16 protein-coding genes are annotated in these 19,497 nt (G+C 45.3%); all 16 read left to right on the top strand.

The features are described 5' to 3' along the window. Positions 1–53 precede the first annotated feature (53 nt). The 16 genes from AS030_RS08255 to AS030_RS08180 all read left to right on the top strand — a co-directional run bounded on the left by AS030_RS08255 (position 54) and on the right by AS030_RS08180 (position 19,491). Positions 54–824: a response regulator transcription factor gene (locus AS030_RS08255; RefSeq protein ID WP_061970395.1), complete on the top strand. Its 771-nt coding sequence runs from the start codon at positions 54–56 to the stop codon at positions 822–824. Positions 825–863: 39 nt separating this feature from the next. After that, complete coding sequence (locus tag AS030_RS08250) at positions 864–2,090, top strand: sensor histidine kinase (protein ID WP_061970392.1); 1,227 nt, start codon at positions 864–866, stop codon at positions 2,088–2,090. A gap of 504 nt (positions 2,091–2,594) precedes the next feature. Next, positions 2,595–3,467: a YitT family protein gene (locus AS030_RS08245; protein WP_061970389.1), complete on the top strand. Its 873-nt coding sequence runs from the start codon at positions 2,595–2,597 to the stop codon at positions 3,465–3,467. Positions 3,468–3,637: 170 nt separating this feature from the next. Next, the gene (locus AS030_RS08240) at positions 3,638–4,516 is read left to right on the top strand and encodes an aldo/keto reductase (protein WP_061970387.1); all 879 of its coding nucleotides are present in this window, start codon (positions 3,638–3,640) and stop codon (positions 4,514–4,516) included. Positions 4,517–4,718: 202 nt separating this feature from the next. After that, positions 4,719–5,714 (top strand): thiamine pyrophosphate-dependent dehydrogenase E1 component subunit alpha, encoded by a 996-nt coding sequence (locus AS030_RS08235; RefSeq protein ID WP_061970384.1) that lies wholly within the window; start codon positions 4,719–4,721, stop codon positions 5,712–5,714. A gap of 21 nt (positions 5,715–5,735) precedes the next feature. Next, on the top strand, positions 5,736–6,767 hold the full coding sequence (locus AS030_RS08230; RefSeq protein WP_061970382.1) for an alpha-ketoacid dehydrogenase subunit beta: 1,032 nt from the start codon (positions 5,736–5,738) through the stop codon (positions 6,765–6,767). Between the two features lie 28 nt (positions 6,768–6,795). Then, complete coding sequence (locus AS030_RS08225; protein ID WP_061970379.1) at positions 6,796–8,037, top strand: dihydrolipoamide acetyltransferase family protein; 1,242 nt, start codon at positions 6,796–6,798, stop codon at positions 8,035–8,037. 15 nt (positions 8,038–8,052) lie between these two features. After that, on the top strand, positions 8,053–9,435 hold the full coding sequence (lpdA, locus tag AS030_RS08220) for a dihydrolipoyl dehydrogenase (RefSeq protein WP_061970377.1): 1,383 nt from the start codon (positions 8,053–8,055) through the stop codon (positions 9,433–9,435). A 21-nt stretch (positions 9,436–9,456) separates the two neighbouring features. Continuing rightward, positions 9,457–10,230: an acetoin reductase gene (locus tag AS030_RS08215; protein ID WP_061970374.1), complete on the top strand. Its 774-nt coding sequence runs from the start codon at positions 9,457–9,459 to the stop codon at positions 10,228–10,230. A gap of 164 nt (positions 10,231–10,394) precedes the next feature. After that, a complete protein-coding gene (locus AS030_RS08210) occupies positions 10,395–12,242 on the top strand; it encodes a sigma-54-dependent Fis family transcriptional regulator (RefSeq protein ID WP_061970372.1) in 1,848 nt (615 codons plus the stop codon). 63 nt (positions 12,243–12,305) lie between these two features. Further along, complete coding sequence (locus AS030_RS08205) at positions 12,306–12,707, top strand: DoxX family protein (protein WP_061970369.1); 402 nt, start codon at positions 12,306–12,308, stop codon at positions 12,705–12,707. An 83-nt stretch (positions 12,708–12,790) separates the two neighbouring features. Then, entirely contained in the window at positions 12,791–14,626 is a 1,836-nt protein-coding gene (locus AS030_RS08200) for a sigma-54 interaction domain-containing protein (RefSeq protein ID WP_240482238.1), read from the top strand. A gap of 163 nt (positions 14,627–14,789) precedes the next feature. Further along, on the top strand, positions 14,790–15,875 hold the full coding sequence (locus AS030_RS08195) for a tartrate dehydrogenase (RefSeq protein ID WP_061970366.1): 1,086 nt from the start codon (positions 14,790–14,792) through the stop codon (positions 15,873–15,875). Positions 15,876–15,889: 14 nt separating this feature from the next. Next, positions 15,890–17,335 (top strand): aldehyde dehydrogenase family protein, encoded by a 1,446-nt coding sequence (locus AS030_RS08190; RefSeq protein WP_420889639.1) that lies wholly within the window; start codon positions 15,890–15,892, stop codon positions 17,333–17,335. Then, positions 17,332–18,105, top strand: a complete 774-nt coding sequence (locus AS030_RS08185; RefSeq protein WP_061970363.1) for an SDR family oxidoreductase — start codon at positions 17,332–17,334, stop codon at positions 18,103–18,105. Before AS030_RS08190 ends, AS030_RS08185 begins: the two co-directional genes overlap by 4 nt. A gap of 27 nt (positions 18,106–18,132) precedes the next feature. Then, a complete protein-coding gene (locus tag AS030_RS08180) occupies positions 18,133–19,491 on the top strand; it encodes an MFS transporter (protein WP_061970360.1) in 1,359 nt (452 codons plus the stop codon). Positions 19,492–19,497 lie beyond the last annotated feature (6 nt).

Below are 19,497 nucleotides of genomic sequence, written 5' to 3'. Positions count from 1 at the left end.
TATCCGCTTTCATAGATACTAAAAAAAGAAAACCTTTAAAAGGCGGTGACTCAATGAATATCATGGTCGTTGACGATGAGCCGTTGGAACGGGAGGTATTGCTTGATATTGTTTCCAAAAGCTCTCTCGAGTTTGACCGGTGTTTTGAAGCAGAAAATGGACGGGCTGCTTTAGATCAGATGAGGAATGAGCAAGCAGATATCGTCATTATGGATTTAAAAATGCCGGTGATGGATGGCATCCATGCTGCTGCAGAAATGAAGGATCAGTACCCACAGGTGAAAATTATCATACTGACGGCATATAACGATTTTGATTACGCCGTCAAAACGGTAAAAATAGGGGTCGAGGATTTCCTGTTAAAGCCTGTAAGTCCAAAAGAAATTCTGGCTTCATTATCCAAAATAACCGAACAGATGGGCCTTCATGCTGTAAGCATGGTATATAAAGAAGACGCGAGTGATGCCATACAGTCGGTGACTGAGTATATCCGGATGAATTTAGACGAAAAACTTTCTTTAAAGCAGCTCGCTGACCATGTTTTTCTCCATCCTCAATATTTAAGCCGGCTGTTTAAACAAGAAACCGGAAAAACGGTCACTGACTACATTACGCAAAAACGGATTGAAAAATCAAGAGAGCTGTTAATCCAGTCCCATTCCTCTATCACAGAAATCAGCCAGCAATGCGGCTTTACTGACATCAATTATTTTTCCAGGGTGTTCAGCAAGCTTGAGGGTGTGCCGCCAAAAAAATACCGTACCTATCATGAAAGCTTACGCAAGGAAAAACGAAATCGGTTTCCTTATGATAGAATCATGTAAAAAAGAGACTGAACATTTCAATAACAAGGAGTGACAGATGTGAAAAAGCTGCTTGATTTGGTGGATGTCAGTATATTGCAGGAAATCCAAAACAAGTTTGCGGATGCGACCAGTGTCGCCGTTTTGATTTGTGACGATACAGGTGTGCCCATTACCGAAGCCAGCAACTTCACAAGCTTTTGTAGATATGTCCGCTCTTCTCCCGAAGGCTTCCGCCGCTGCATGCTTTCAGACGAAAATGTTGGAAGAATGGCTGCCCAGCGCCAGCGCCCTGTTCTTCATCGCTGTCATTCCGGATTGGTAGATTTTGCGGCGCCTATCGTGCTGCGGGGAAGGTACATGGGCGCCATTCTTTGCGGTCAGGTCTTAATGACAGAAACAGAATTGAACACCATTTCCGATATGAGAATGGACAAGGATCAATTGGACCTGAACACAGAGGAGCTAGGGATGCATTACAATCAACTGCTTTTCAAGAAGAAAAGCGAAATTGAAGCGATCGCCGAATTACTCTTTGTTACTGCCAATCATATCGTAAAAATCTGTGATGCCTATTTGACGAAAAAGGAGCTGTCTCGTAAAAGCGACAAATTGGTTAAGGAGCTTCAGCGCAGAACTCAGCTGGAACGCGATCTGAAAGAAACAGAACTTAAATTTCTTCAATCACAGATTAACCCCCATTTTCTATTCAATACACTCAATACGATCTCCCGCATCGCTTATATGGAGCAAGCCGAGCAAACTCAGGAAGTCACCTACCTGTTGGCTAAAATCCTTCGTTACAGCCTGAAAAATACCGAACAATACGTCCCCTTTCAAGAAGAAATCGAGCATGTCAGAAACTATCTATTAATCCAGCAAACACGTTACCGCCATAAAATTGATTTTCAGCTGGAAGTGGATAAGTCCTTGTTGACCATGCAAGTCCCGATTTTCACCATCCAGCCCATCATTGAAAATTCCATTGTGCATGGTTTTGAGCCCTCAGGCGAACCGATACATATTTCACTGCATGCCTATCAAACTGACAATAAAGTTATCATAGAAATTTTGGACGATGGTATTGGCATTGGGGATCAGACCCGGTCACTTCCTTCCGAAAAACAGAGGCAGACGACAGGAATCGGTTTGGCGAATGTTGACAAGCGATTAAAACACGGTTTTGGCATGCAATGGGGCATAGCGGATATTAGAAAACGAGAACATGGAGGAACAAAAGTAAATATAGAACTTCCGCTGTCAATGTTGAGATTTGTAGAAATTTAGCATGGTATCACACGCCTGAAGATACCCTGGACAAGGTCGATAAGGAAAAACTGAAGCAAACAGCGGAAATCGTTGCAGCATCAACGTTCCAGGTCGTCTGCCCAGGACCAAACTATAACCAGAATCCGGTCGAATATCCTTTTGAAAACCGTCCGGTGGATTGAGGAATAAAGGGAAGGACAGCTTATCAGAGCTGCCTTTTTCTTTTGATATTAGAAATAATACCCTTTATAAACAAATAAGGTATATTAAAAACGGTTTACTGATTACACTTCCTGTGTCTCTTTATTTTGCATTAAGTGAAGGAGTTCATCTTCATGCAACATGGGGAAAGAGGAAAATGAGGATCGCCGTCACAGACATTAGTTCCTGGCAGGTACCACAAGTGATGTACAAGGAGTAACATTCGTTCCTCATTTGATTTTTCATTCCATCTTAGGGAAAAGTAATATAAGACCACTTTATGTTACACTTAAATCAGATAAAGATTGAAAGAGGATTGGTATGCGAACGATTAGAAAACGAAAGAACAAAGCACTGTGGCTGACTATACGAGGACTAGCAATCATTATTGGAGGATTTATTGCGGCATATGGACTGGAAACCGTTTTGATTCCCAACAGCGTTTCAGACGGGGGAGTGACAGGGCTTAGCATCGTTGGTTCAGAGTTATTTGATCTGCCTCTTGGGGTCCTAATTGCGATTATCAATATTCCTTTTATATGGTTAGGGTATCAACAAATTGGCAGAAGCTTCGCGATTTTTTCCGTCATTGGCATTGCTTCGCTTGCACTCGGAACAAGCCTCATGCATCATATGCCGGCAATTATTGAAGGAGACACCTTGCTGATCACGGTTGTGGGGGGAATCATTCTTGGACTAGGAATGGGTTTGGCTTTGCGTAACGGTGGTGCCTTGGATGGAATCGATATGCTTGCCGTATTACTCGCAAGAAAATTACCATTCGGTACAAGTGATTTTATCCTCTTCCTGAATTTGTTTGTTTTTATATTTGTTTCCTTCGTATTTGGTCTTCAGGGGGGCATCCTGTCTGCGATTGCCTATTTCATTGCATCGAAAGTGATACATATTGTTGAAGAAGGATTAAGCGGCTCTAAAATGTTTAAAATTATTACAACTGAACCTGAATTAATGGTAGAAACCATTCGGGACCGCTTAGGCCGAAGTGCCACATATAATGAAGTATACGGCGGCTACACAAAGGAAAAATTTAAAGAAATTACATGCGTCATCAACCGTCTGGAGGAAAGCAAAATTAAAGAAATCATCAACGAAATAGATGAAGGTGCTTTTGTTACGGTATATGACGTAGCCGAAGTTAAAGGCGGAAATTTCAGAAAGAATAATATTCATTAGTGATCCGGAAAAAGCCTGCAGACAAGTTTCATGACTGCAGGCTTTTTCAATTTGTTTAAGTTTATAGTTTTGAAAAAGTCCAAATATTTGATTTTTTACTATTGCTTGGTTACATTTCTCCATAGAATGAATTTTTATCCAGGAAGCTCACAAATAGGGAGGGTTTTACAATGTTAAAACGCAAAATTGGCCGTTTGGGTTATGAAGGTTCAGTGGTTATGTTTGGAGCAGCAAGTTTGGGAAGTGTAACGCAGGAAGAAGCGGATCAGTCGATATCGTATGCGCTGAACCATGGAGTGAATCACTTTGATACTGCCGCCGATTATGGGGATGCAGAGGTGAGGTTGGGACCGATCATCAGCGAAGTCCGCAACGATATCTTTTTAGCAACGAAAACGGGACAACGGACGAAAGAAAAAGCGAAGGAAGAAATCTATCGTTCGTTGGAACGGATGCGGGTGGATTCAGTGGATTTACTTCAGTTGCATGCCGTAGGGACGATCGAGGAGCTGGATAAATGTACAGCAAAAGGAGGCGCGCTGGAGGCCGCCATTGAAGCAAAAGAAGAAGGGATCATTAAAGCGATTGGTATAACTGGCCATGGACATCAGGCTCCTGTTACCCACTTGGAAGCTTTAAAGCGCTTTTCATTCGACACCGTATTGCTTCCGCTTAATTATTATATGTACTCGCTGGTTGATTACCGGGCAGCGTTTGATGCACTAATGGCCGAAGCGAACAGCCAAAACGTGGCAGTCAGAGTGATTAAGGCCATTGCAAAGGCACCATGGGAAGAAGGACAAGAGCGCAATTATGCTACATGGTACGAGCCCTTCGACCGACAAGAAGTAATCGATGCCTGTGTTCACTTTGTTCTTTCCTTCCCAGGTATTGCTGGTTTTGCCAGTGCGGGAGATATTCACTTGTTCCCTAAAATTGTCGATGCAGTTGAGCGCTATGGTTCGATGAATAACGAAGAGGCGGAACGGATCTTAAGCTCAATCAGTGGGTACACCACAATATTTGGTTCACCGACTTCTATTGCTTAGTACTGATTTAACAGACACTAGTAAAACTAATGAAACTATCAGAGACAGAACGAGACAAAATGAGACAACCGTCTCATTCCGTCTCGTTTTTTTCTTCCATAATAATTCAAAACCCTTTTCCTGAAGGGTTTTTCAAGTTGGCACGGATCTTGCTACATAGTAAAGTGAAGTTTTTAAAAAAGGAAGACAGGGAGGCTGAAGTATGGAAGCGACGCAAAGTCAGAACGTAGAATCTTTAACAAATGACAGGGCGCAGTGGATGTACCGAAAAATGCTCGAGATCAGAAAGTTTGAGGACAAGGTGCATGAGTTGTTCTCGCTTGGTAAGCTGCCGGGATTCGTGCATCTTTATGCCGGTGAAGAAGCGGTAGCTGTTGGCGTTTGCTCGCATTTGACGGATTATGACAGCATTACGAGCACACACCGCGGACATGGCCACTGTATTGCCAAGGAATGCGGACTGAATGGCATGATGGCCGAGATTTATGGAAAAGTGACGGGACTCTGTAAAGGAAAAGGCGGATCCATGCATATCGCTGACTTTGACAAGGGCATGCTTGGGGCGAATGGAATCGTTGGAGGTGGCTTTCCTTTGGCCTGTGGTGCTGCATTGACGGCCAAGTATAAAAAGACCAATAATGTAAGCGTTTGCTTTTTCGGTGACGGTGCCAACAACCAGGGAACTTTCCATGAAGGCATTAATCTGGCCGCCATCTGGAAGCTGCCGGTTGTGTTTGTGGCGGAGAACAATGGCTATGGAGAAGCTACACCGTTCTCTTATGCTTCAAGCTGTAAAACCATTGCTGACCGGGCTCACGGCTACAATATTCCTGGAATCACGGTTGATGGGAAAGATATCCTTGCCGTTTACAAGGCAGCTGAAGAAGCGGTTGAACGTGCACGAAGAGGTGAAGGACCAACATTAATTGAGTGTGTCACGTACCGTAATTACGGACATTTTGAAGGAGATGCACAGAAATATAAGGTGGAAGAAGATAAACAGGAACATAAGGAAACAAAGGATGCCATTATCAATTTCAGAAAATATTTGCTGGAAAAAGAGATGTTTGCTGAAAATGAACTGGTCGAAATTGAAAACGCTGTTGATCTGGCGATCGAAGAAGCGGTCAAATTTAGTGAAGACAGCGAGTATCCTGAACCATCCGATTTACTGAACGATGTATACGTAAGCTATTAATCGAAAAAGGAGGAAGGGACAATGGGAAGAACAATCAGTATGGCTGATGCCATAAATGAAGCAATGAAGCTTGCGATGAGAAAAGATGAAAATGTACTGCTGCTTGGTGAAGATGTGGCAGGAGGTGCGCAGGTTGACCACCTTCAGGATGATGAAGCCTGGGGCGGAGTGCTTGGTGTAACGAAGGGCCTTGTTCAGGAATTCGGACGGGAACGCGTGCTGGATACTCCCATTACCGAAGCGGGATATGTCGGAGCTGCAATGGCAGCGGCTTCCACGGGGCTTCGGCCGATAGCCGAGCTGATGTTTAATGATTTCATCGGGTCCTGCCTCGATCAGGTGCTCAACCAGGGGGCAAAATTCCGCTACATGTTTGGCGGTAAAGCAAAAGTTCCGATCACCATCCGGACCACACATGGCGCCGGCTTTCGAGCAGCGGCCCAGCATTCCCAAAGCCTGTATGCCCTCTTTACGGCCATTCCTGGTATTAAAGTGGTGGTTCCATCCACTCCTTATGACGCCAAAGGATTGCTGTTAAAGGCGATTGAGGACGATGATCCTGTCATCTTTTTTGAAGACAAGACTCTGTATAACATGACAGGCGAAGTGCCGGAAGACTATTACACTATTTCATTTGGAGAAGCAGATATCAAACGTGAAGGAAGCGACATTACCATTGTTGCGATCGGAAAAATGGTCCAGGTTGCCCTGACCGCTGCTGATCAGTTGGCGGAAAAAGGCATCCAGGCTGAAATTGTTGATCCAAGGAGCCTTTCTCCTCTTGATGAAGGTACGATTCTGGCTTCGGTGTCCAAAACAAACCGCGTGGTAGTCATTGACGAAGCGAATCCACGGTGCAGCATGGCGACAGATATCGCAGCGCTTGTTGCCGATAAAGGGTTTGATTTACTGGATGCTCCGATCAAGCGCATTACCGCTCCGCATACACCGGTTCCGTTTTCTCCACCGCTGGAAGACATTTACCTTCCAACTCCGGAAAAGGTCGTACAGGTGGTTTCGGAGCTCTTGGGAGAAAACGCGCTTAGCGTGTAACAGCATAAAGGAAAGGAGAGAAACGAAGATGGCCATCAATGTTGTCATGCCAAAACTCGGAATGGCGATGAAAGAAGGAACGGTCTCTGTCTGGAACAAGAAAGTGGGAGATCCGGTACAAAAAGGAGAGCTGATCGCCAGCATTAATTCTGAAAAAATAGAGATGGAGATAGAGTCTCCCGGAGAAGGCATTCTTCTGGAAATTGCCGTAGAGGAGGGGAAGGGTGTGCCTCCCGGAACGCCGATCGCCTACATTGGACAGCCGGATGAAAAGGTTGTAAGTGGAGCCCAAGAGGAGGCAGCTGCGAGTATTGTCGCGGAGCCTGAGGTTCCAGCTCCCGCATCCCCGCAGGTAAAGGAAAACCCTTCACATGTAACGATCTCTGGTGAGAAAGTGAAAATCTCACCGGTTGCCAGAAAAATGGCTGCCGAGGCCAATCTGGACATCCAGACGCTGGCCGGAACGGGTCCGGGAGGAAGGATCACCAAAGAAGATGTGCAAAAGGCGCTCGAAAACGTTTCTCAACAGTCCCGGCCGGAACCTCCTGCGCGGAAAGAAAATGAAACAAACACCAAGGCTGATCAGGCATCACGGCCGCTAACCGGAATGCGCAAAGTGATCGCTGAACGGATGCACAGCAGCTTGCAAAACAGCGCTCAGCTGACCATTTACATGAAAGCGGACATTACAGAGCTGAAAACGCTGCAGGCTCAAAGTGCAGCGTCTGTCAAACGCAGGTTTGGAGAGAAACTCACCTTAACGGATTTTATTGCTCGTGCCACAATTTTAGCGTTGCAGGTGCACCCGTTCATGAATAGTGCCTTGATTGATTATTCGATCCATGAAAGAAACAATGTTCATTTGGGGATGGCAGTTGCATTGGAAAAAGGTCTTGTTGTACCGGTCATTAATGATGCTGAAAAACTTTCTTTGTCTCAATTATCCGCTTCGATTAGGGAGTTGGCGAAAAAGGCAAGAGAGAATCAGCTTGGCAGTGAAGAAATGACAGGTTCAACCTTTACCATCACTAACCTGGGAGCGTATGGCGTTGAGCATTTTACTCCGATCCTGAATCCTCCGGAAGCGGGAATCCTTGGTGTGGGGGCAGCGGAAGACCAGCCTGTGTACCGGGGAGATAATTTGGAACGCCGCAGCATTCTGCCGATCAGCCTAACCTTTGATCACCAGCTCGTGGATGGCGCACCAGCTGCCCTTTTTTTAAAGGAAATTAAAGGGTATCTGGAAGAGCCGTTTTCAATGCTGGTATAGAAAGAAGGTGATGAAATGGAAACAATCGCCGTAATCGGGGGCGGCCCTGCCGGCTATGTTGCTGCCATTACTGCGGCACAACAGGGAAAAGAGGTAATTTTAATTGATCATACCGCTTTGGGAGGCACCTGTTTGAATAAAGGTTGTATGCCGACAAAAGCTCTCCTAGAAAGCGCGGAAGTACTCGAAAAGGTTCAGCATGCAGGGGAATTCGGCATCTCACTTTCCTCTATGGAACCGGTTATTGACTGGAGAACCGTGCAGCAGCGCAAAAACTCAATTAGAGACCAGCTGGTTGCCGGCATACAATATTTGATGAAAAAGAACCGGATAACCGTCATTCAGGGGAAGGCCGGGTTTCTGAGGAAAAATACCCTGCATGTTCGTGAAAGGAGCGGTTCTGAAAGAATGATAGATTTTCATTCATGCATTATCGCTACAGGATCAAAGCCTGCAGAGCTCCCTTTTGCGCCTTTTGACGGAGAATGGGTTATTGACAGCGGGAAAGCGATGGAACTCGATTCCATCCCTGCAACTCTTCTAATTGTGGGCGGAGGAGTTATAGGGTGCGAGTTTGCAAGTATTTATACCCGGTTCGGAACAAAGGTAACGATCATAGAGATGGCGGATCAACTCCTTCCGGGGGAAGACGAGGATATGGCAGCTGTTCTTCAGGACCGACTGGCCAGGGACGGTGTAGACATCCATACGTCCGCTTCTTTAAAATTGCTTGATGCTGACAGAAGAATGGCGGTTTATGAAGATGCTGGTCGGACGGTTGAATTAAAAGCGGATAAGGTTTTGGTCTCGGTAGGACGAACCCCCTTAGTATCCGATCTGGGGCTTGACGAAATTGGAGTAGCTGCTGATCGAGGCGGAATACAAGTAAACGAGTTTATGCAGACGAACGTGCCGCATATTTATGCGGCGGGAGATGTGACAGGGGGAATATTGCTTGCACATGTTGCATTTCACGAAGGAACGGTTGCCGCTTTAAATGCGTGTGGAAGACATAAACGAGCCGATTACAGAGCTGTCCCGCGGTGCATTTATACATCACCGGAGATCGCCAGTGTCGGCTTGACAGAAAAGCAGGCAAGAGAACAGTACACAGAGGTGAAAGTGGGAGAATTCTCGTTTGGAGCCAACGGCAAGGCGATGATCCTTAACGAACCTTCCGGAAAGGTCAAAGTGCTCATTGAACCTCAGTACAATGAAGTTCTGGGGCTTTCCATTGTCGGTCCGCGGGCGACAGAACTGATTGGCCAGGGAACACTCATGATACACGGTGAACTAACCGTGGATGTTCTGGAGGATTTTATTGCTGCCCATCCGACGCTGTCTGAAGCCATTTCAGAAGCAATTGCGAATACAACGGGTCAGGCAGTCCATGCTTGATTAATTGACAGGAGGAGTAAAATGGAAGAAACAAGAACTGCCATTGTCACAGGTGCCGGACAGGGAATCGGACGGGCGATCGCCTTGAGGCTGGCGAGCGATGGATTTAATGTGGTCATCAATGATGTAAACCAGGAGAGGGCGGACAGTGTCTCTCAGGAAATTCAGCAATTTGGCAAAAAAAGCATTGCAGTCAAGGCGGATGTGAGCAACAGGGAAGAGGTATTCGGCCTTGTTTCCAGAACACAGGAAGCGTTTGGCAGCGTGGATGTTATGGTATCAAACGCCGGAATTGCCCAGGTAAAGCCTCTCCTTGAGGTAACCACTGAGGAATTGGAACGCATTTTTAATGTGAACGTCTTTGGTGTATTGTATGGCATTCAGGCAGCGGCCGAGCAGATGAAAAAACAGGGAAATGGAAAAATTATCAATGCCTGCAGCATTGCCGGCTATAAAGGATTCAACCTTCTCGGCGTGTATTCGGCCACCAAATTTGCGGTAAGAGGCTTGACACAGGCGGCCGCACAGGAACTGGCACCGTTCGGAATTACAGTGAACGCCTACTGTCCTGGCATTGTTGGAACCCAGATGTGGGAACATATCGATGAAAAAATGGCTGAATATATGGATTTAAAAAGAGGAGAAGCCTTTAAGCAATTTTCGGAAGGAATTGCCCTTGGCCGTCCTGAAGAACCGGAGGATGTGGCGCAATTTGTTTCATATCTTGCTTCAAATGATTCCAACTACATGACCGGCCAATCGATCATGATTGATGGCGGAGTTGTATTTTCCTAAAAATGATGATAAACATACCCAAAAGGCACGAAGTTCTGTGCCTTCTTTTTGTGTGGATTGTAAGCGCTTTTAAACTCCGGTATAATAATAGAAAAACAGACAGAAAATTCAAAAATATGCACAAGCTTTATTCCCGGACTCTTATTGCAACAGAGGAGGTTAAAATGCTTGCGTCTACCTGTTATTTGAGCACATGGAAGCGATTTGTACAGGAAGGAGTGCTTGATCCAGCGCGGTTAAATAAGCGCATTCAAGAATCGTGGCAACGCTGCAAGGATGTTGAGGTGGATCCTTATCTGACCAAGGGGCGCCATATTTTATCTGAGAAGGAGCTGCTTCTCAGAAAAAACCAGAGCTCCAGTTTTTTGGAAGCTGCCGAGCCGCACATGAAACGGATGAAAAAGGCGTTTCAGGACCTGGGTATGATGGCGCTTTTAATTGATTCAGAAGGCTATGTTCTTTCGCTGAACGGCAACCGGAAAATTATAACCGAAGCATCCAAGATCAACTTTATTGAAGGTGTAAAGTGGACGGAAGAAGAAGTGGGCACCAATGCCATCGGCACAGCTCTTCAAACAAAAGAGGCCGTGCTGGTCAGTGGTACAGAACACTATTCAATCGCATCCCATCAATGGAGCTGTTCAGCCGTGCCCGTACATGACCCAGAAGGGAGAATTCTCGGTGTATTGGATGTCTCCTGTCCTGTCAATACGGCTCACCCTTATATGCTCGGTGTTGTCGCCTCGGTATCCCAGGCGATTGAACAGGAACTGAGAATCCAGTCCAGTCATAGGGAGATGGAACTCATCCGGCAGTGCATGGATCTCTTAGAAATGAATCCCCATCTCGTTGTCTGCAGCCCAAACGGTAAAATTTTAGCCATGGGACAAGCGCTCCGCAGAAGATCCGCAAATTTGGCAGGACTAAACATTGCGGAAACTGTCCACTATGGCCTGGTAAATGAAAAGCAAATGGCCATACATAATGAAGAAAAAAGGATCCTTGGTTATTGTGTGAGCCTTGTTCCCGAACAGTACTCCTCCGCCTGGCAGGGGGCGAAAACTGCAGCGGATCTTGCTTTTGTTTTTCCTGGTGAAAAGGGGAGAAGTACGTCTTTTCAGCAAACGATTGAAGAGATCAGACGGGTCGCGCCGAGCTCGCTGAGTGTCTATATATCAGGTGAAACCGGAACAGGAAAAGAGCTGGTTGCACGGGCAATTCATGATAACAGCCTACGAAAAAATGGCCCTTTTATTGCGGTGAACTGTGGAGCTCTTTCAGCTGAACTGCTTGAGAGCGAGCTGTTCGGTTATGAACCGGGAGCATTTACCGGTGCCAAAAAGCAAGGGACGGTAGGAAAATTTCGGCAGGCAGATGGCGGAACCATTTTTCTGGATGAAATAGGGGAGATCCCTCCGGCTATGCAGGTCGCCCTTCTAAGAGTGCTGCAGGAGAAAAAAGTTACGCCTGTTGGCGGAACAAAGGAAATTCCGGCGGACTTCAGGGTGATTTGTGCCACCCATCAGGATTTGGGACAGCTCGTTCAACAAGGATTGTTCCGGAAAGATTTGTTTTATCGTCTGCACGTATATCCGCTGGCTGTTCCGGCACTTCGTGAAAGAAAGGAAGATATTCCACATCTCATACGTTATTATTGTGAAAAGCAGGGATTGGTTCTAAACCTGACAGATCATATGATGGATACTCTGATGGCGTATGATTGGCCAGGAAACATCAGAGAGCTGTTTAATGTGATGGAGCGTTTACAGGTCTTGCCTGAAATTGAGATGAATACTGGCCAATTGAAACGATTGCTTCGGCCATTGGATCCTCAAGATAACACATGTATACCTTCCAATGAAAGTACTGCCCTTACATTCCGCGATCAAGTCGAACGGAACGTTATCATGGACGCATTGAAGAAGACAAAAGGAAACGTAACGCTCGCTGCCAAACTTTGTGAAATCCCGAGAAGTACCTTCTACAAAAAAATTCATAAATATGGACTATAAGTTTTTAGACAGGCTGCGAGTGAATAAAGTGATGGGAAAAGGGGTGTTAAAGGGGGACATAATATGGCGGTTGGTTCGAAAGGAAGCACGTGGACAGGGCGGATCATGAGCGGGCTGGTTGTTCTTTTCCTACTTTTTGACAGCATTTCCAAACTGTTTAAAGCACGAGCAGCTGTGGATGGGAGCACCGAACTGGGTTTTGCAGAGCATCATGTCGTGGCCATTGGACTTCTTGGCCTTATTTCGGTTCTGCTTTATCTTTATCCAAAAACAGCTGTACTGGGTGCGATCCTGCTGACCGGGTATTTTGGAGGCGCTGCCGCCACTCATCTCCGGCTCGACAATCCATTGTTTTCTTACACACTTTTCCCTGTTTATGTTGGGATACTGGCCTGGGGAGGATTATGGCTGAGAAATAAAGAGGTTCGAAGCATTATCCCGCTGTATAAAAAAAGAGGTAAATAGACATACATGAATAAGGGCCCAACAACGGGCTCTTTTTTTATAAAAGAATGATAGAGTGCTAATAATGAAAGGAGTGTTTACCAGTGATTGCCCTATATAAATGTAACGAAATGCTGGAGTCGTCGCTTATTCGGCTTTTTCATCTGCAAGGGATAAGTCCTTCTTGCTTTCATTCCAAAAAAGCTGTGATTGATCAATCAATGAATCCTTTTGTTGTAATCGCACCATTACCTTTTGTCGACGAAATTCAGTCCTTGAATGTGCCAATTATTCCCCTTTCATTGCAAAGGCAGGATTTTCTTGAAGCAGAAATGAGGACTCAAGCTCATAAAGAACCTACCGTTCTTTTCGTGTCTCCAAAAGAAAAGGAATGGCTGGAAATGGAATCACAATTCATAGATGAACCCTTCTTTCCTGTTTTCAGTAGTGAACACGAAATGAATAATGCAGTAAAATTACAGGCATCCCTTTTTATTCCCGCTTGGCATAAGCAAGCAACGTTCCCACACTGGAAGAAAGAGAATGTGGTTTTTGTAAATCCTGCAACAGGCACATTGATGGCTGCAGTCCGACAAGCATTGCAATTAATGGAAGTAACAAAGGAATTTGTAAAAGAAAAGCTGCACGTACAAGCCATTGTGCATTCTGCACACGATGCGGTAATAGCTGTCGACATGAATGGAAAAATAACCTTGACCAACGACCACGCAAAAAAATATCTAAGGCTGGAGGCAGATGTTATTGGAAGGAATATCACCGATTTTATTCCCCATTCGGATATGTTGAGAGTACTACAGGCAGGAAAAAAGGAAATAGGAGATATCGCCACCATTCATGATAAGCAGTACCTTATTAACCGGTATCCTGTTTTGCTGGACAATACGGTCGTTGGTGCGGTTTCAAATATTAAGGAAATCACCGACCTTCAAAAAATGGAGATGAAGCTAAGGAAAAGACTGCATGAAAATGGTCTGGAAGCGAAATACACACTGCGTGACATCATCGGAGAAACAAAAACAATTCAGAATGCCAAAGAGCAAGCCGAAATTTTTGGCAAAACCGATGCAACCGTACTGATCACTGGAGAATCTGGAACGGGAAAGGAATTATTCGCACAAGGAATCCACCTGCAGAGCAGACGGGCAATAGGTCCTTTTGTTGCGGTCAATTGTGCGGCTTTTCCGGAGCACCTTCTGGAGAGTGAACTGTTTGGGTATGAAGAGGGAAGTTTTACAGGCGCGAAAAAAGGAGGAAAGCCAGGGCTGTTTGAATTGGCGCATGGGGGGACACTGTTCCTGGATGAAGTGGGAGAGATGCCGTTGCAGATTCAAGCTCATCTTCTCCGCGTCCTTCAAGAAAAAACGATAAGGAGAGTTGGAGGACAGCGTGCCATTCCTGTTAACGTAAGAATTATTGCGGCAACCAACACTGAAATGGAAGAGGCTCTTCGCAGCAAAAAGTTTCGTACGGATCTCTTTTATCGTTTAAATGTACTCTCTCTTGACCTTCCTCCTCTTCGAGATCGGAAGGACGACATTCCTCTTCTTGTAAATCACTTTATGGAACAGTTTAATGAACAGCATAGCCGGAAAATGAGTGATGTTGATCCGGGCTTTTTGCCGCTTTTGAAGCAGTATGACTGGCCAGGAAACATTCGTGAGCTGAGAAATGTGATTGAACGGTTAATCCTTCTTGACCAAGGGACATCATTGAATGCACAAAAGGCAGAAGTCTTTTATCCAAAGCTGACCTCTAACAAAAAAGGCAGAGAAGAAAAGAGAGAGAATCTGAAAGAAAATGAACGACAGTTGATCCAAGATGCACTTCGCAAATATGAAAATAAGACCGAAGCGGCAAGGTTTTTGGGAATCGGCCGTTCCACGTTATGGCGAAAAATGAAACAACATGATCTAATTTGATTCATTTTGATACAAGTGTGCCAATTTAAAACATAATAAGTAGCTGCTCTATTGGAGGCAAAGTAAAAATACGCGATAAATAGTAAGAATATTCAAAATTAGGGGAATTGGCATGGAACTTGCATACTTTCATTAGACATCAAATTTAAAAAGAGGTGATTTTTTGCAGCATTTTTCTATTGCAGCTATTCCGGGTGATGGAATCGGTCCTGAAGTAATGAAAGAAGGACTCAAAACCTTAAGAAAGATCGAGGAATTGCATGGTGGAATCCGATTCTCTATTGATGTGTTCGATTGGAACTGCCATTACTATCTTAAGCACCATAGAATGATGCCGGAAAATGGACTGGATACGTTAAGGGATTATGACGTTATTCTTTTAGGAGCCATTGGAACGCCGGAAGTGCCAGACCATGTGTCGGTATGGGAATTGATTCTGCCGATTCGCCGAACCTTTCAGCAGTATATTAATTTGCGGCCCATCAAGCTTTTGAAGGGATTGGAAAGTCCTTTACGTTACAAGAACCACAGTGATTTAGATTTTATTGTTGTAAGGGAAAACACAGAAGGTGAATATTCAAACATGGGTGGCCGGCTGCACGAAAATACCCCTTATGAAATGGCGGTGCAAAACAATGTATTTACTCGTTACGGAACAGAGCGGGTTATCAACTATGCCTTTCAGTTGGCTGAAAAAAGGAAAGCCAAGCGGCTGACAGCAGCCACGAAGTCGAACGGAATTAATCATTCCATGCCATTTTGGGATGAAATTGTGAAGGAGGTCAGCAGGCAGCATCCATCGGTTCAAACCGATATTTATCATATTGATGCCCTTGCAGCTTATTTCATTACCAGACCAGAGCAGCTGGATGTGGTGGTTGGAAGTAACTTATTTGGAGATATTCTCACGGATTTGGGAGCGGCTATTGTCGGAGGCCTGGGCATGGCTCCTTCTGGCAATATCAATCCGGAAAAAGCCTTCCCGTCCATGTTCGAGCCGATACACGGATCGGCACCTGATATCGCTGGTAAAGGAATCGCCAATCCAATCGCCCAAATTTGGAGCATTGGCCTGATGATGGAGCACTTGGGTTTTGAAGAGATGAACCATTTGGTTGTTTCGTCCATTGAGGAGGTCTTAATTGAAGGTACCATCAGGACACCCGATTTAGGAGGAAAAAATAAAACCTTTGAGCTTGGTGATGCAATTCATAAAAAGATGCAAGAAGTAAGCGTGCAGCATAACTAAAGGAGGTTAAATGAGTGCGAAGCATATCATTAGTCGAACAAAAAAAAGAATTGCCGTTGTATATTGATGGACAATACATCAAAACCGAAGAGAGCATTCCGGTTTATCACAAATATACTGGTGAAGTCATTGCGTCCATTTCAAAAGCTGGCCGCCAGCATGTCATCCAGGCGGTAGATGCTGCCCAGAGGAATTTTAACAAAGATTCCCTTACTCCGGTACAGAGGTATGCCATTCTTTTAAAATGTGCTGAACTCATGGAAAAGCGCAGAGATGAATTCGAACGTTCATTGGTTCAGGAAGTAGGAAAAACAAGAAAGGATGCCAAAGGGGAATTGGATCGCACCATCAATACACTTCGACTTTCTGCAGAAGAGGCGAAGCGGATTGCCGGTGAGATGGTTCCTCTTCAGGCAACAGAAGGTTCGGAAAACCGTATTGGCTTTACGATTCGGGTTCCAAAAGGAGTAATTGGCGTCATCACACCATTTAACTATCCACTCTTGCTTGGCGTACATAAAGTGGCCCCCGCGATAGCTGCAGGCAATACGATTGTTATCAAGCCCGCAACATCTACCCCGCTTGCGACTTTCATGCTCGTTGATTTGCTGGAAGAGGCCGGACTTCCAAAAGGTTTTGTCAATATTATTACTGGTGCAGGAAGTGAAGTAGGAAAGTGGCTGCTTGCGGAGGAACGGATCGCCATGTACACGTTTACTGGTTCTGGGGAAGTTGGAAAACATATCAAGGAAAAAAGCGGACTGCGCCCTGTGGCGCTCGAGCTCGGAAACAACTCACCAAACATTGTCCATAAAGATGCAGATTTGGATCTCGCTGCCCAGCTTACAGCTAACCGAAGCTTCCATAACGCTGGACAAGCTTGTATTGCTGTACAGCGCCTTTATGTCCAAAAAGAGGTGTTCGAAGAATTTACACAAAAATATGTGGAACATGTTAAACAGTTGAACATAGGAGATCCTGAGAAGGAGCAAACTGATGTTGGACCGATGATCAGTGAGAAGGAAGCCATCCGTACAGAAGAATGGGTTAGGGAAGCTGTCAGCCAGGGAGCACGCTCTCTCGTTGAAATTAAAAGGGAAGGAGCACTCTTTTATCCTGCAGTACTGGTCGACACAAAACCAGACATGAAAGTGATATGTCAGGAGGTGTTTGCACCAGTCGTCTGTATTGTTCCATATGACGAGGTGCAAGAAGCGTTTGAAGCAGCGAATACATCCGATTACGGGCTGCAGGCCGGGATTTTTACGAAAGATCTTCAACTGGCCATGCGGGCTGCAAAAGTTCTTCAATATGGTGGCGTGGTTATAAATGATGTTTCAACTTACCGCAATGATGTCATGCCCTATGGAGGAATAAAAAATAGCGGAATAGGCAAAGAAGGGCCGCATTATGCCATTCAGGAATTAACAGACGAACGAATGGTGGTGATGAACCTATGAATGTGAATCTGTTGGAAGGGAAAACGGCGGTTGTTACAGGAGCTGGGTCTGGTATGGGAAAGGAAATCGCCAAAGTATTTGGCAGCCAGGGCGCCAACGTTGTACTGGCGGACTTGAACGAAGAGGCAGCCAGAAGGACAGCCAGTGAAATGGAACTAAAGAAACGTGTGCTGGTCGTACAGACGAATGTCGCACAGGATGACAGTGTTCAGGACATGGTTCGGCAGACGACAGAAGCGTTTGGGGACGCTCATATCCTCATCAACTGTGCTGGTGTTCCTCAATTCTTTACACCGATCGAAGAACTTCAGTTGGAAGAATGGGACAACATTATGGCCGTAAATTCAAAATCAATTTTTCTTACCACGCGTCATCTTGTTCCGTTAATGAAGCAAAAGGAAAGTGGGGTCATCATTAATATCGCGTCTATTGCCGGCGAACGGGCCAGACCGGGTTTAAATGCCTATTGTGCGTCAAAAGGGGCAGCCCTCATGCTGACCAAAGCACTTGCCCTGGAACTGGCTCCTTATGGCATACGCGTGAATGCGATCAATCCAGGACCTGCAGAAACTCCTATGCTTGGCCGGTTTTTACCAGGTGACGCACAGAAAGTAGAAGAAGACAAGAAAAAAATCTTTTTGGACAGTGTTCCCCTGGGCAGGCTGATCCAGCCGCACGACATCGCACAGGCGGCATTATACCTGTCTTCTGATCTCGCCAAAGCTGTGACCGGTGAAGTGTTGAATGTTGATGGCGGAAGAGGCGTTTAATTCGTTCAATGAAAAGGAGGAAACAAGATGAATCAGCCGAACATCTCATTGGAAGAACGCTCCACAAAAAAAGTGTTTTGGAGGGTTATTCCATTTATTTTTCTGCTCTATATTATCGCTTTTCTTGACCGGGTGAACCTTGGATATGCAGCGCTGGACATGAATGAAGATCTGGCGCTTGCCAGTTCCACTTTTGGATTGATCTCAGGAATCTTCTTTCTCGGTTATTTTTTATTTGAGATTCCAAGCAACATTTTGCTGCATAAAGTGGGAGCGAGAAAATGGATCGCACGCATTATGCTTAGCTGGGGTGTTGTTGTCATCATTACCGCATTTGCTCAAAATGCCGGGCAGTTGTATATATTGCGCTTTTTGCTTGGTGTGGCGGAAGCCGGTTTTTTCCCTGGCATTATATTGTACATCACCTACTGGTTCAGAGGAAAAGAACAGGCACGGGCATTTGCTCTGTTTATGACAGCACTTGCAGCTTCTAATATCATTGGAGCTCCGCTTTCTACCTGGATCATGGATCATATCCAATGGGGTGGTTTATCGGGCTGGAGATGGATGTTCGTTCTGGAAGGGATTCCGGCTATTCTAATTGGTGTTGTAACCTACTTTTACCTGACTGATCGGCCGCAGGAAGCCAAATGGCTGGACAAAGAGGAGAAGGAATGGCTCATTCAAGAAATCCAGCGGGAGAATGAGCAAAAGTCAAAGGAGGGGCAATTAACCACTAAACAAGTGCTCAGCAACCCTCAAGTGTGGAGGCTGTCCTTTATTTACTTGACGCTGGTTGTCGGGTTATACGGTGTCGGCTTCTGGCTTCCTACCATCATCCAATCCTTTTCATCTTTGCTGTCCAACACACAGATCGGTCTGATATCCATGGTTCCCTATATTGCAGGAGGCCTGTGCATGATTCTGTGGGCGAGGCGTTCCGACAGGACAGGAGAACGAAAGGTGCATACGGCCGTACCGCCATTAATTGGCGCGCTCGGATTAATCGGTTCTGGTTTAACCTCCAATCCCTATGTCTCCATCATCATGCTTTCCATTGCCACCATTGGCATTTATAGTTTTTTTGGACCGTTTTGGTCCCTGCCCGCTCTCTTTTTAACTGAAGCTTCGGCTGCTGTGGGGATTGCGTTGATTAACTCGATTGGGAATTTAGGAGGCTTTGTTGGTCCTTACATGATCGGTTATTTAAAGGATAGCACCGGCAGTACAAAATCAGGATTGTATTTTTTAAGTATCTGTCTGCTCATTTGTTTTGCACTTGTTATTACGATTAAAAAACAAGCGTCCGAGTCTTCAGAACTTTCATCCGAAAAGGGGGGATCCTATAACGGAGCCGCTGATTCAGGTGAAAAACCTTTCATATGAGTATTC

The organism is Fictibacillus enclensis, from assembly GCF_001457035.1.
In the GTDB taxonomy this organism is placed as follows: domain Bacteria; phylum Bacillota; class Bacilli; order Bacillales; family Fictibacillaceae; genus Fictibacillus_C; species Fictibacillus_C enclensis.
This window is presented reverse-complemented; position numbering and strand designations above follow the sequence as displayed.

What these genes read in the sequence shown, in the direction of transcription:
- AS030_RS08240 (WP_061970387.1), top strand. Translation starts at nt 3,638, where the DNA reads ATGTTAAAACGCAAAATTGGCCGTTTGGGTTATGAAGGTTCAGTGGTT.
- AS030_RS08185 (WP_061970363.1), top strand. Translation starts at nt 17,332, where the DNA reads ATGAATGTGAATCTGTTGGAAGGGAAAACGGCGGTTGTTACAGGAGCT.
- AS030_RS08210 (WP_061970372.1), top strand. Translation starts at nt 10,395, where the DNA reads ATGCTTGCGTCTACCTGTTATTTGAGCACATGGAAGCGATTTGTACAG.
- AS030_RS08245 (WP_061970389.1), top strand. Translation starts at nt 2,595, where the DNA reads ATGCGAACGATTAGAAAACGAAAGAACAAAGCACTGTGGCTGACTATA.
- AS030_RS08180 (WP_061970360.1), top strand. Translation starts at nt 18,133, where the DNA reads ATGAATCAGCCGAACATCTCATTGGAAGAACGCTCCACAAAAAAAGTG.
- AS030_RS08205 (WP_061970369.1), top strand. Translation starts at nt 12,306, where the DNA reads ATGGCGGTTGGTTCGAAAGGAAGCACGTGGACAGGGCGGATCATGAGC.
- AS030_RS08255 (WP_061970395.1), top strand. Translation starts at nt 54, where the DNA reads ATGAATATCATGGTCGTTGACGATGAGCCGTTGGAACGGGAGGTATTG.
- AS030_RS08225 (WP_061970379.1), top strand. Translation starts at nt 6,796, where the DNA reads ATGGCCATCAATGTTGTCATGCCAAAACTCGGAATGGCGATGAAAGAA.
- AS030_RS08230 (WP_061970382.1), top strand. Translation starts at nt 5,736, where the DNA reads ATGGGAAGAACAATCAGTATGGCTGATGCCATAAATGAAGCAATGAAG.
- AS030_RS08235 (WP_061970384.1), top strand. Translation starts at nt 4,719, where the DNA reads ATGGAAGCGACGCAAAGTCAGAACGTAGAATCTTTAACAAATGACAGG.
- lpdA (WP_061970377.1), top strand. Translation starts at nt 8,053, where the DNA reads ATGGAAACAATCGCCGTAATCGGGGGCGGCCCTGCCGGCTATGTTGCT.
- AS030_RS08215 (WP_061970374.1), top strand. Translation starts at nt 9,457, where the DNA reads ATGGAAGAAACAAGAACTGCCATTGTCACAGGTGCCGGACAGGGAATC.